Here is an 11,678-nt window from a genome sequence, read left to right as displayed (position 1 = left end):
GCCACCCGCCCCGCCCCATGCCGCCGCCCCGCCCCATGCCGCAAGATTGACGCGGCGTCAGCGCCCGCCTACCGATGACCCGGCATCCGCAATCCACCATCGCCCCGAGGTGTTCGATGACCTTCGCCGCCGGCCGTCCCGTCCTTGCCATCCCCGGCCCCTCGCCGGTGCCCGACCGGGTGCTGCGGGCGATGCACCGGCCCGCGCCCGACATCTACGAAGGCGAACTGGTGGACCTGAACGCGCAGGTGATGGCGGGTCTCAGGCGTCTGGCGGGCACCCGGCACTTCGTCGCGCCCTATATCGGCAACGGCCATGGCGGGTGGGAGGCGGCGAACACCAACCTGTTTTCGCCGGGCGACCGCGCTCTGGTCCTGGCCGCGGGCCATTTCGGCCGCAGCTGGGCCGGCGCCGCCCGCGCCCGCGGGGTCGAGGTCGAGATCATGGATTTCGGCAACAGCGCCGCGCCCGACCCGCAGCGGCTGTCCGACCGGCTGGCAGAGGACCGCGACGGCAGGATCAGGGCGGTGCTGGTCTGCCACGTGGACACCGCCTCGGGCGTGCGCGCCGACCTTCGGGCGCTGCGGGCCGCGATGGGCGACCACCCGGCCATGTTCGCCGTCGATGCCATCGCGAGCCTCGGCTGCGAGGAGCTGAGGATGGATGACTGGGGCGTGGACGTGCTGGTCTCGGCCAGCCAGAAGGGGCTGATGGTCCCGCCGGGGCTGGCGTTCGTGTGGTTTTCCGACCGCGTGGGGGAAAGCCGGGCCACGGCCTCGCCCTACTGGGACTGGACCGGGCGCGCGAACGCCGCCCCCGGCGAGGTCTGGCGCTTCTGGGGCGGCACGCCCCCGGTGCAGCATCTCTACGGCCTGGCCGAGGCGCTGGCGATGATCCTGGACGAGGAGGGGCTGCCATCCGCGTGGACCCGGCACGAGGGGCTGGCGCGCGCGGTCTGGGCCGCGCTGGACGCCTGGGGGCAGGGCGCCACGGGGATCGCCGCGAACGTCGCGGACCCGGCCGCGCGGTCGCGGGCGGTGACGGCGGTGAACCTGCCCGGCGCCGACCGCCTGCGGCGCTGGTGCGCGGACAACGCGGGCGTGACGCTGGGGATCGGCCTCGGCGCGGCGGAGCCGGCCAACGCGCTGCGGATCGCGCACATGGGCCATGCGAGCGCGCACATGGTGCTGGGCGTGCTGGCCGTCATGCAGGCGGGGATGACGGCGCTGTCGATCCCGCACGGGCCGGGGGGCCTGGACGCGGCGGCGGGAACCATCGCGGCGCTGGCGAGGGCGTGACGCGCGCCTGCGGCGGGCCGTCATGCAGGCGCGGGTGACCGCGCTGTCGATCCCGCACGCTTGTACGGGGCGAGAACAATTGCGGCGCTGGAGCAGGCGTGACGCGCCTGCGACGGTCCCTCATCCAAGCGGGGATCGTGGCGCTGTCGATTCCGCCGGCGCCTGAACGCCGTTGCGGAAACCCCCGCCACGCTTACGCTGGCAGGGGTCTGCGGCCCGCTTCGCTCAGGGCCTGTCGGCGGGCATCTTGTCGCCGTTGCTGGCGAGCCATTTCTCCATGAACGCGATCTCGCTTTGCTGCGCGTCGATCACCTCCTGCGCCAGCTTCCGCAGATCGGGGTCGGTGCCGTGCTCCAGCTCGACCCGCGCCATCGCCACCGCGCCCTGGTGGTGCGGGATCATGCCGCGGACGAAGTCGACGTCCGGGTTGCCGCTGTAGTCGATCATCATGTCGGCGTGCATCCGCTCCATCGCGGCGCGGTAGGCGGCGGTCGACGGGCTGTCCTGCGCCGCGGCCGAAGCCTGCGCTGCCGCGGCGGCCGGCGCGGCCGGGGCCTGCCCGGCGGCGGGTGCCGGCATGCTGCCGTGGTCGTGGGCGTGGTCGTGCGCGGCGGGCTGCTGGGCCGCTGCCGGTCCGGCGAGCGCCAGCGCCAGGCAGGCGAGAAGCATCGTGCGGGGTGCGGTCATGTCGGGTTCTCCCTAAGCTTCGGGTCTGGCGCAACGCGCCGGCGCTGACGGCGGGTTCGCGGGACGGTCCGGTGGCGCGATCACGTCTGCCTGATCACTTCCGCCCGAACAGCCGGAACGCGGCCGACGCGGCCCAGCCTGCGCCCACCGCGATCGCGAGCGACATCAGCCCGTACCAGAACGGCCGCTCGATCGCGAGCCGGTAGAGCCAGCGTTCCAGCCCGACCTTCGCGACCTTGACCGGGGCGCTGTAGGTGCTGATCACGTGACCGTCGCGGGTCAGGAAGATGCTGACCTTGTACTGCCCCTCGATAAGCGCGGCGGGCAGCGCGATGTCGGCGCGGAACAGCGTGTCCTCGATCAGCCGCACGCTGCCTTCGTCCAGCCGGTAGCGGCCCTGCTGCTCGCGCAGGCGCAGGAAGGCCGAGGTGTAGTCGGTCGCGTTCGCCACCTGCACCTGCTCGCCCAGGGCGCGCAGCGCCAGCGGGATGGAGATGCGGTGCTGCAGGTCCTCGGACGGCAGCAGCATGTCGTCGAGCGGCCCGCTGGTCGCCACGACGTAGAAGTCGGGCGCCGCGCTGATGACGAGGGACGAGGTGTTCATCCAGATCCCGAACCGGCGTTCCTTCCTGCGCACCTTCACCGACTGGGGCGGCCCCTGCATGGTGACGATCACCCCCAGCGGGCCTTCGTCCGTCGGCGCGCTGTCGCGCTTGACCGCGCCGTAGATGAGGATTTCGGACCCGGTGAAGTCGGCGGTGATCGAGACGGCGTCCTGCGACAGTCCCGCGACCACCCGCTCGGTCGATCCCTCGGCCTGGGTGCGGACGGGCGGCGGCGCGCCGGTCTGCGACCGCAGGGCGGGCGGCAGCGCGGCCAGCAGCAGAAGCGCCGCGGCGAAGGCCAGGACGAAAAGCCGGGCGCGCGCCATGTTCAGCCCGACGCCAGCGAATACACGTCGTCGGGCGGTAGCAGCAGCCCCAGCGCCAGCCTGAAGCACACCGCCAGCACGAGGAGCGCCAGCAGGATCCGCAGCTGCTCGGCCCTGAGCCGCGCGCCCATCTGGGTGCCGACATGCGCCCCCACGACGCCGCCGACGATCAGCAGCACGGCCAGCATGATGTCGACGGTGTTGGAACTGATCGCGTGCATGAGGGTGGTGAACGCGCTCACCGCCGCGATCTGGAACAGCGAGGTGCCGATCACGACCCGCGTGGGCATCCCCAGCAGGTAGATCATCGCCGGCACCATCACGAACCCGCCGCCGACACCCATGATCGCGGCGAGGATTCCGACCGCGACCCCCACGGCCAGTGGCGGGATCACGCTGATGTAGAGGCCCGACTTCCGGAACTTCATCCGCCAGGGCAGCCCGTCGATCCAGCTGTGCGCGCGCCGGCGGGGCGCGACCGTCCCGCGCCGGGTCGCGCGCAGGGTGGCCACGCTTTCGCGCAGCATCGTCAGCCCGATGAAGCCCAGGAACACGACGTAGCTCAGCTGCACGACGAGATCGACCTGCCCCAGCCGCTGCAGCATGTTGAAGGCGCCGACGCCGAGGAACGATCCGACCACCCCGCCGATCAGCAGCACCCAGCCCATCCGCATGTCCACCGCCCCGCGCCGCAGATGCGCGAGCAGCCCCGTCATGGACGAGGCCACGACCTGGTTGGCGCCGGTCGCAACGGCGATCGGGGGCGGGATGCCGATGAAGAACAGGAGCGGCGTGATCAGGAAGCCGCCGCCGACGCCGAACAGCCCGCTCATCAGGCCCACGATGGCGCCCAGCCCGATCAGGACGAAGGCGTTGACCGAGACCTCGGCGATGGGGAGGAAGAACTGCATGCGCTGCCCGCTGGGTTGGCGCATCTTGCAAGGGCGCGCGGGCCGCGTCAAACGTCGATCTGCCCGCGGACGGGCGCTCGCGCGGCCCGCGCGCTTGCCCACGTCCGCTTGCCCACGTCCGCTTGCCCACGTCCGCTTGCCCGCGTCCGCTTGCCCGCGTCCGCTTGCCCAAGCCCGCTTATCCACGTCCGCTCGCCCCCGGACAGCGCGGGCGGACCGTTCACCGCCCGTCCGCGCATCCCGACCGCTCACGCCCGACCGCTCACGCCCGACCGCGCGCGGGCGGTTGCGCGCCGCGCGGCCCTGCGGGTAAGCAGAAGGGGCGGATCGGGGGTCCGGGCACGGCATTGCGGCCGCGCCCCGGGCGGCGGAAGACAGGCGGGCAGATGCGGATACTCATCACCAACGACGACGGCATCAACGCGCCGGGCCTTGCCGCCCTGGAAGCCATCGCGGCCGAGGTCGCGGGCCCGGGCGGAGAGGTCTGGGTCGTCGCGCCCGCGTTCGAGCAGTCGGGCGTCGCCCACTGCATCAGCTATACCCACCCCACGATGATCGCCGAGCTCGGGCCTCGCCGCTGGGCGGCCGAGGGCAGCCCGGCCGACTGCGTCATGGCGGGCGTGGCCGACATCATGAAGGACTCGCCCCCCGATCTCGTCCTGTCGGGCGTGAACCGCGGCAACAACGCGGGCGAGAACGTCATGTATTCGGGCACCGTCGGCGGCGCGATGGAGGCGGCGCTGCAGGGCCTGCCGGCGATCGCGCTGTCGCAGTACCTCGGGCCGGGCACGCAGGGGCTCGAGGATCCGTTCGAGGCCGCGCGCGTCCACGGTCCCCGCGCGATCCGGCGACTGCTCGATCTGGGCGACTGGTCGAGCGGGCCGGGGTTCCGGCTGTTCTACAACATCAACTTCCCGGCGACGTCCGCGGCGAAGGTCCGCGGCATCCGCGTCGGCCACCAGGGCAGGCGGGCGGGGGTGCGCTTCGGCGTGGCGCCCCACATCTCGCCCGGCGGCAAGCGGTTCCTGTGGATCACCGGCGGCTCGCAGCAGGCCCGCGCCGACGCCGGCAGCGACGTCGAGCTGCTGATGGAGGGCTACGTCGCCGTCACCCCGATGCGCGCCGACCTGACCTGCCACGCGTCGCTGAGGACCCTGCAGGAGGCGCTGGACGAGGCATGAGCGCGGGCACGGGCGACGACGATCACGATCCGGACGGGCCGCGCGCGGGCGACGGGCCAGGCGAGCAGAAGATGCGCTTCCTGTTCGCGCTGCGCTCGCGCGGGGTGACGGACCCGCGGGTCCTGGACGCGATGGAGCGGATCGACCGCGGCGCCTTCGTGCGCGGCCACTTCGAGGATCGCGCCTACGAGGACACGCCGCTGCCGATCGTCTGCGGCCAGACCATCAGCCAGCCGTCGGTGGTGGGGCTGATGACGCAGGCGCTGGACATCGGCCCCCGCGACACGGTGCTGGAGGTCGGGACCGGGTCGGGCTACCAGGCCGCGATCCTGTCGCTTCTGTGCCGCCGGGTCCTGACCGTGGACCGCCACCGCCGGCTGGTGGTCGAGGCCGAGGCGCTGTTCCGCCAGCTCGGCCTGTCCAACATCACCGCGCGGGTCGCGGACGGGTCGCGCGGCCTGCCCGAACAGGCGCCGTTCGATCGCATCATGGTGACCGCCGCGGCCGAGGACCCTCCGGGGCCGTTGTTGTCGCAACTCAAGATCGGCGGTATCATGGTGGTGCCGGTCGGGCAGTCCGACGCGGTCCAGACGCTGATCCGGGTGACGCGGATGGCGGACGGATTCCGCTACGACGAGCTCAGGCAGGTGCGGTTCGTGCCGCTGGTCGAGGGGTTGGGACAGACATGACCCCCGCAAACAACAAGTACGGCGAACGAGGACGGGCAGCGATGCGGATTTCAAGGAAGACCGGGCTCACGCTGGCGGTGCTGGCGCTGGCCGCCGGCTGCACGCCGACGGGCCAGCCGATGGGGCCCGGGCAGATGATGAGCCGGGTGGGGATGCCCGGTGCTGGCGGGATCGGGGCCGGCGGGATCGGGGCCGGCGGGATGGGCGCGGGCGGAATGGGTGCGGGCGGGGTGCCGATGGGTCCGGCCACGTCGAACCCGATGGCGCGTGCGCAGGCGCCGATGGGGCCTGCGACTTCGGGACCCGCGACTTCGGGACCAGCGACTTCGGGGCCCTCGGCGATGGGGCCCGCGACGTCCAATCCGGTCGCGCGCGTCCAGGTGCCGGCGGCGCCCGCCACGTCGAACCCCGCCGGACGCATGCAGATGCCGGCGGCCTCGCGCATGCCGCAGTTCAGGATCCCCGGCCTCGGCCGCATCGGTGCGGGCGCGGCCGGCGGCGCCGCGGCGGCGCAGGTCACCGACCCCTATGCAGGCCAGGGCGTGCGCCAGCCGGGGATCGAGCCCGTGAAGCCGGTGACCCCGTCCGCTCCGGGGGCGTCCGCTTCGGCGCCGGTGGCCTCGGCCCCGACCGCCTCGGCCCCGACCGCCTCAGCCGGTACCGCGGCGCAGGCGCCGGCAGCGGCTGCCGCGCGCAGCCATACCGTCGTCGCGGGCGAGACCGCGTGGTCGATCGCGCGCAAGTACGGCGTGTCGGTGCAGGCCCTCGCCGCCGCGAACGGCCTGCCCGAGGCGATGACCGTGCGGCTGGGCCAGCGGCTGGCCGTGCCCCCCGCCGCCGGGACCCGTCAGGCGGCAGTCACAGCGCCCGGCGCGGGCAGCCCGACGCCGCTGCCCCCCTCTGCGTCGAGCCCGCTGCCAAGCGAGCGCACCACCCCCGCCTCGCGCCCCGCCCCCCGCGGCGAGGCGCCCGACCTGGGCGCGACCCGCACCGCCGCGTCTGGCAGCGGCAGGCTGTCCATGCCGGTGAGCGGCGCGATCGTGCGCGCCTACAGCAAGGGCAAGAACGAAGGCATCGACATCGCCGCCCCCGCGGGCGCGACCGTCAAGGCGGCCGGCAGCGGCACGGTCGCGGCGATCACCCGCGACACCGACGGCGTCCCGATCGTCGTGATCCGCCACGACGGCGACCTGCTGACGGTGTATGCCGGGCTCGACAATCTGACCGTCGAAAAGGGGCAGAAGGTCCGCGCGGGCCAGGCGATCGGCACCGCCCGCTCCTCCGGCAGCGTCCACTTCGAAGTCCGGCGCGGCTTCGAGAGCGTGGATCCCGAGGGGTATCTGTAAGACTGCCGTCGGGAAAGGGCGGCTGCCACGGTGAGGCGATGGGTACCGCCCGCTCCTTGGACAGTGTTTGCTTCGACATCCGGCGGGGCTTCACAAGCTTGGACTTCGAGGGACCACCGCCCGAAAGGGTGGCGATGTGCATGCCGGGGAAGGCGCGCTGGTGAGGGCGGCTGGTCTCGAGCGCGGCGCGTGCCGGCAATTGACGGGTGGCGGCGCGCCTCTGCCGGCCCACATCTTCACGGGACCGCACGTGGCGGCAACGGGAATCCCTCTCCAAGATCCGCTTCAGTCCTGAACGGCGCGGCAGCGCCGTCCCGGTGTCTCCCCACCGGCGGATCGCCGACGGCGCCAGTCGGAGAAGTAACCGCTTCCTCGACCGGCGCTGTTCCGGGGGTCGCCCGGGCCTGCGTCACGCGTCCCTGGCGCGAATCGCCTCGGCCACTGCAAACGCGACCTCCTGCCGGATCACCCGGCGCAGGTTGCGGCTGAAGCGGCCGCCCATTTCGCCTTGAAGCTCCTGCCGGATCGACTCGCGCAGCAGGCTGCGGAGGATGGAGCCGTTCGGGATGTCCTCGTCGGCGGGGGCGAACAGGTGCAGCGCGGTGCTGTCGTCTGCCGGATCAGGGACGCGCGGGCGCGGTGGCGCGGCAGCGGGTCCCGCGGATGCGGCAGGTTCCGGTGCCGGCGCGGACGTTGCGGGATGCGCCGCCGGCGCCGCCGCGGGGCGTGCCGGCCAGGCGGGGGCGGCCGAACGGATGCCCTTCTCCGGCTCAGGATCGGCGGCGGTCCCGGCCGCGGCATCTGCAGCGACGCATTCGACCATCGGGGCGGGATCGGCCGCGGCACCGCCGTTCGCACGCGCTGCCGGCTCGGCGTCGGGGGCGGGCACGACCTCCGGCTCCTCCGACAACGCCCCCGCCAGCGCCGCGAGGCGCAGGCGCGGCCGTGTGAACTCGACCGTGGCGGGGGCAGGGGTGGGATCGGCCGGGGCGACCAGCGCGGCGCTGTGAAGCCGCAGCGGCGCGGCTTCGACCGGGGCCGCCCGGCCGGGATGCGAGGGAAGGGGGTCCGAGGGGACCGGGGCGAGCCGGGCCGAAGGCGCGGGGTCGTCCACGACAGAGACACCCGTCCCGGAGACACTCACCTCGGGCTCGGCCACGGCGGCACGGCGCGGCGGGGCCGGCTCGCGGCGGAAGCGGCTGCCGTCATCCTGCGCGATCAGGCGCCGGATCGAGGCCAGCACGTCGCTGACGCTTTCCGGACCGGCAGGCTCGGGCGAACGGCGGGGAAACGACGACAGGTCGGTCATCACGCCACCGCCCGCGCCGGGGTCAGGTCACTTTCCGATCGCGCGCAGCACGCGGTCCAGGTTGTCGCCCTGGGTGCTGGTGTAGGGCGCGTCGCGGACCGCGCCGTAATAGGCCGATGGGTCATAGGTCGGGATTCCCAGGTTGAGGTCTTCTACCGTCAACAAACCCATACCGGCCAATAGTTGATAATGTGCTAACTGCAGGTTGGTCTCTGCCGTGATCCGGTCGGCCCGCGCCTGCAGCAGGTCCTGTTCCGCGTCCAGCACGTCCAGCGTCGTGCGCGCGCCCAGAGTCGCTTCCTCGCGCACGCCCTCGTAGGCCTGCCGGGCCGCCGAGATCTGCTCGTCCGTGGCCGAGATCTGCGCGCGGGCCACGTCGATGTTGGCCCAGGCCGTTCCCACCGAAAGATCGACCTGCCGCGCCGCGTCCAGAAGCTGCGCGCGGGCGCTGTCGCGCTGCGCCATCGCCTGGCGGTGCAGCGACGGCAGCCGGCCGCCCGAATAAAGCGTCTGGCTCATCTCGACACCGGCGCTCAGCGTGCTGGTGATTTCCTGGTCGCCGCTGCCGAACAGGCTGGTCTGCGGGGCGCGGGTCGCGGACAGCCCGGCGTTGCCGGTCAGCGTCGGCCGGCGCTCGGCGGCGGCGGCGGCCACCTGCAGCTCGGCCGCGGCGGTCGCCCGCTGTGCCTGCAGGACGCCGGGATTGGTGCGGCGGGCGACGGCCTGCGCCGCCTTGAGCGATTCGGGCCGCTTGGGCAGCGCCGGCGGCGGATCGAGGTCGATGGGCCTGCGCCCGACCGAGGCGACGAACGCCTCGATCGCGATTTCCAGGCTGCCCTCGGCCGCGGCGAGGTTCGCGCGCGTGGCGGCTAGCTGCGCCTCGGCCAGCGACACGTCGGTGGTCGTGATCTCGCCCACCTCGAAGCGGTCGCGCGCCGCCTGGAGCTCCTGCCCCAGAAGGTTGACCGAGTTCTGCTGCAGGCTGATCTGCTGCTGCGCGTTGCGGACGCGGAGATAGGCGTCCACGGCGTCCAGCAGGATGTCCTGCTCGATCGCGACCAGCGATTCGCGGGTGGCGAGGACGTTTTCCTTCGCGATGTCGATCGCGAGCTGGCTGCGGCCGAAGTCGAACAGAGTCATCTGCGCGACCAGCTGCAGCGTGGTCGCGACGGTCTCCGCGCCCTCGACCTGGCGGAAGCTGTGCGAGGCCGCCCACTGGACCACCGGCCGCAGCGCGGACATGGCCTGCGCCACGTTCTCGTCCGCGGCGCGGACCACGGCGCGGTTCTGTTCCAGCAGGGCCGAGTGGCGGTAGGCCGCGACCAGCACGTCGGCCAGCGATTCGGCCGAGGCGGGCAGCGCGGGGACGATCGCGACCGTCAGGGCCAGGACAAGCCGTCGGAATGAAGTCTTCACAACACGAACCCTTCGATCTTGGCGAGGCCGGGCAGGACCGGCGCGTGGGCGTTGAACGCGTAGCGCCAGTTGATGAGGCCGTCAATCTTGTAGCCCAGCCGGGCGACGCCCAGCCCGGACCTGCCGCGGCCCGCGGGGTCCGTGTCGTCGCGCCACAACGCGGCGATCCGGCCGCCCTCTGCCAGCTGGTCGGCGATGGCGTCGGGCAGCACCCCGATCGCGCCGTTGACGAGGATCGCGTCGTAGGGCCCGTGCGCCGGCGCGCCTTCGGCCAGCCCCGCGTTCACGACCGCCACGTTGTCGGCGCCCTCGGCGGCAAGCCGCCGCCCGGCCTGCGCGGCCATGTCGGCGTCCGGCTCGATCGCGACGACCGCCTGCACCATCCGCGACAGGACCGCGGCCGAGTAGCCCAGGCCGCAGCCCAGGTCCATGACGAGGTCGCCCGACTTGAGATCCAGCGCGTCGATCAGCTTGGCGAAGGTCCGCGGCTCGAGCAGCACGCGCCCGGGGGCGATCTCCACGTTCTCGCCCGAATACGCAACCTCGCGGCGGGCGTCGGGAACGAAGTTCTCTCGCGGGACCTGCAGCATCGCGGCGATCACGGGATAGCGGGTCACGTCGTTGGTCCGCACCTGGGTGTCGACCATCGTGGTTCGGCGCTGGGCGAAATCGGGCATGCGGCGAAACCTTGGCTGCTGCTGGCGTTGGGCGGTTCTTGCCACGAAAGCGCCTGCGGGGCAACGGCGCCCTGGCGCACCCGCGCCGGGCCATGTCCGGCGGCGTGCCGCGCTTGCACGCCGGTCCGCGATGGCCTATCTGGTCAGCACCTCACGGCGGCGGGTTGGCGGAGAGGTTACGCAGCGGATTGCAAATCCGTGAAGACCGGTTCGATTCCGGTACCCGCCTCCAGGTCACATTCCCGTTCTTCTTGCATATGCTCCCGCCGCTTCTGTGGTCGCGCTCCGATTTCTGTTCCGTTGCTTCTATGAACTTCTGGCGACCTACTGCCATGCGAATCCGCGCCTCATCCGGCTGACCATCGCTGCCGCCGGGGTCCACGAACGGCTCTGTTGAACAAATCGGCTTCTGACTGGACTGCCCCGTTCCCCGTACAGCTTATCCTGCGACCTCTGTGACGGGTGTGCCGAGTGCGGTGAAGCCGTTCAGAACGGCTACGCGGACTTTGAACTCTGCAACCTGACGGTCGAAGTCCCGCGCGGACAGGCGCTGCCCGAGGAGCTTGATGCAGTGCATCTTTGTTTCAGCTCGGCTTCGGCGGTGGTAACCGCTCCATCGTCGCCAGATGGTTCGCCCCACAGGCTTGGATGTCCGCAGGATTTCGTTAAGGGCGATGGCCCCGGCGATGTCAGGTTTCCAGAGTTTGGCGTTCTTGCGGGGCGGGGTGATCGCGGCAGCTCCACGGGCGGCGATGGCGTCGTGGCACTTGCGGGTGTCGAAGGCACCATCTGCGGTGGCTGGTGATTTCCTGATCGAGCGGAATCTGGTCAAGCAACTCGGGCAGCATCGGGGCGTCGCCCACGTCGCTTGTGGTGAACCCGGCAGCCCGGATCTCCAGCGACTTCTCATCGATTCCGATGTGGATCTTGCGCCAGACCCGACGTTTGGAGCCGCCATGCTTGCGCGCGTTCCACTCCCCCTCACCCTCGACCTTGATGCCAATGCTGTCGATCAGCAGGTGCAGCGGACCGTCCGATCCACGATGGGGAATGTTCACTTTCAGGTTCTTTTGGCGACGCGACAAGGTGCTGAAATCAGGCACGGCCCGGTCCGGACCGATCAACCGCAGAAGGCTCTCAACGAACCCTGTCGTTTGCCGTAGCGCCATGCCGAACAGCACATTTATCGTAAGCGTCCGGCCTGACTGCCCTGCCGGGTTCAGGGAGTGATCG

General features: G+C 72.0%; 10 protein-coding genes, 1 tRNA gene and 1 pseudogene. 5 read left to right on the top strand and 7 right to left on the bottom strand.

Annotated features, from left to right (window positions below):
• Window positions 1-116 precede the first annotated feature (116 nt).
• Window positions 117-1,298, top strand: a complete 1,182-nt coding sequence (locus tag ELI80_RS10035) for a pyridoxal-phosphate-dependent aminotransferase family protein (RefSeq protein ID WP_136651396.1) — start codon at window positions 117-119, stop codon at window positions 1,296-1,298.
• 225 nt (window positions 1,299-1,523) lie between these two features.
• Here the strand turns inward: ELI80_RS10035 and copM are convergent, their stop codons facing one another.
• The 3 genes from copM to ELI80_RS10020 all read right to left on the bottom strand — a co-directional run bounded on the left by copM (window position 1,524) and on the right by ELI80_RS10020 (window position 3,827).
• Entirely contained in the window at window positions 1,524-1,985 is a 462-nt protein-coding gene (gene copM / locus ELI80_RS10030) for a CopM family metallochaperone (protein ID WP_136651395.1), read from the bottom strand.
• Window positions 1,986-2,079: 94 nt separating this feature from the next.
• On the bottom strand, window positions 2,080-2,916 hold the full coding sequence (locus ELI80_RS10025) for a TIGR02186 family protein (RefSeq protein WP_136651394.1): 837 nt from the start codon (window positions 2,914-2,916) through the stop codon (window positions 2,080-2,082).
• Window positions 2,917-2,918: 2 nt separating this feature from the next.
• A complete protein-coding gene (locus ELI80_RS10020; protein WP_136651393.1) occupies window positions 2,919-3,827 on the bottom strand; it encodes a sulfite exporter TauE/SafE family protein in 909 nt (302 codons plus the stop codon).
• Between the two features lie 386 nt (window positions 3,828-4,213).
• Between ELI80_RS10020 and surE the strand changes: the two genes are divergently transcribed.
• The 3 genes from surE to ELI80_RS10005 are packed head-to-tail and all read left to right on the top strand — an operon-like array spanning window position 4,214 to window position 7,043.
• The gene (gene surE / locus ELI80_RS10015; protein ID WP_136651392.1) at window positions 4,214-5,008 is read left to right on the top strand and encodes a 5'/3'-nucleotidase SurE; all 795 of its coding nucleotides are present in this window, start codon (window positions 4,214-4,216) and stop codon (window positions 5,006-5,008) included.
• Window positions 5,005-5,697, top strand: a complete 693-nt coding sequence (locus ELI80_RS10010) for a protein-L-isoaspartate(D-aspartate) O-methyltransferase (protein WP_136651391.1) — start codon at window positions 5,005-5,007, stop codon at window positions 5,695-5,697. The genes surE and ELI80_RS10010 overlap by 4 nt, the downstream gene beginning before the upstream one ends.
• A 41-nt stretch (window positions 5,698-5,738) precedes the next feature.
• The gene (locus ELI80_RS10005) at window positions 5,739-7,043 is read left to right on the top strand and encodes a M23 family metallopeptidase (RefSeq protein ID WP_236641432.1); all 1,305 of its coding nucleotides are present in this window, start codon (window positions 5,739-5,741) and stop codon (window positions 7,041-7,043) included.
• 409 nt (window positions 7,044-7,452) lie between these two features.
• Here the strand turns inward: ELI80_RS10005 and ELI80_RS10000 are convergent, their stop codons facing one another.
• From ELI80_RS10000 to ELI80_RS09990, 3 genes are read right to left on the bottom strand one after another with little or no spacing between them, the layout of a single operon-like run.
• Window positions 7,453-8,352: a hypothetical protein gene (locus ELI80_RS10000; protein WP_136651390.1), complete on the bottom strand. Its 900-nt coding sequence runs from the start codon at window positions 8,350-8,352 to the stop codon at window positions 7,453-7,455.
• A gap of 27 nt (window positions 8,353-8,379) precedes the next feature.
• Window positions 8,380-9,768 carry a TolC family outer membrane protein gene (locus ELI80_RS09995; protein ID WP_136651389.1) on the bottom strand — a complete coding sequence of 463 codons (1,389 nt, stop codon included), beginning with the start codon at window positions 9,766-9,768 and terminating at the stop codon, window positions 8,380-8,382.
• Window positions 9,765-10,445, bottom strand: coding sequence for a protein-L-isoaspartate O-methyltransferase family protein (locus ELI80_RS09990; RefSeq protein WP_136651388.1), 681 nt, complete (start codon window positions 10,443-10,445; stop codon window positions 9,765-9,767). The genes ELI80_RS09995 and ELI80_RS09990 overlap by 4 nt, the downstream gene beginning before the upstream one ends.
• A gap of 158 nt (window positions 10,446-10,603) precedes the next feature.
• Here ELI80_RS09990 and ELI80_RS09985 point away from each other — a divergent pair.
• Window positions 10,604-10,677, top strand: a tRNA-Cys gene (locus ELI80_RS09985).
• 207 nt (window positions 10,678-10,884) lie between these two features.
• Here ELI80_RS09985 and ELI80_RS09980 read toward each other — a convergent pair.
• A pseudogene (locus tag ELI80_RS09980) lies at window positions 10,885-11,678 on the bottom strand (IS5 family transposase); the annotation flags it as partial.

Source organism: Paracoccus aeridis (genome assembly GCF_004923205.2).
Classification (GTDB): Bacteria; Pseudomonadota; Alphaproteobacteria; order Rhodobacterales; family Rhodobacteraceae; genus Paracoccus; species Paracoccus aeridis.
This window is presented reverse-complemented; position numbering and strand designations above follow the sequence as displayed.

What these genes read in the sequence shown, in the direction of transcription:
- ELI80_RS10035 (WP_136651396.1), top strand. Translation starts at nt 117, where the DNA reads ATGACCTTCGCCGCCGGCCGTCCCGTCCTTGCCATCCCCGGCCCCTCG.
- copM (WP_136651395.1), bottom strand. Translation starts at nt 1,985, where the DNA reads ATGACCGCACCCCGCACGATGCTTCTCGCCTGCCTGGCGCTGGCGCTC.
- ELI80_RS10025 (WP_136651394.1), bottom strand. Translation starts at nt 2,916, where the DNA reads ATGGCGCGCGCCCGGCTTTTCGTCCTGGCCTTCGCCGCGGCGCTTCTG.
- ELI80_RS10020 (WP_136651393.1), bottom strand. Translation starts at nt 3,827, where the DNA reads ATGCAGTTCTTCCTCCCCATCGCCGAGGTCTCGGTCAACGCCTTCGTC.
- surE (WP_136651392.1), top strand. Translation starts at nt 4,214, where the DNA reads ATGCGGATACTCATCACCAACGACGACGGCATCAACGCGCCGGGCCTT.
- ELI80_RS10010 (WP_136651391.1), top strand. Translation starts at nt 5,005, where the DNA reads ATGAGCGCGGGCACGGGCGACGACGATCACGATCCGGACGGGCCGCGC.
- ELI80_RS10005 (WP_236641432.1), top strand. Translation starts at nt 5,739, where the DNA reads ATGCGGATTTCAAGGAAGACCGGGCTCACGCTGGCGGTGCTGGCGCTG.
- ELI80_RS10000 (WP_136651390.1), bottom strand. Translation starts at nt 8,352, where the DNA reads ATGACCGACCTGTCGTCGTTTCCCCGCCGTTCGCCCGAGCCTGCCGGT.
- ELI80_RS09990 (WP_136651388.1), bottom strand. Translation starts at nt 10,445, where the DNA reads ATGCCCGATTTCGCCCAGCGCCGAACCACGATGGTCGACACCCAGGTG.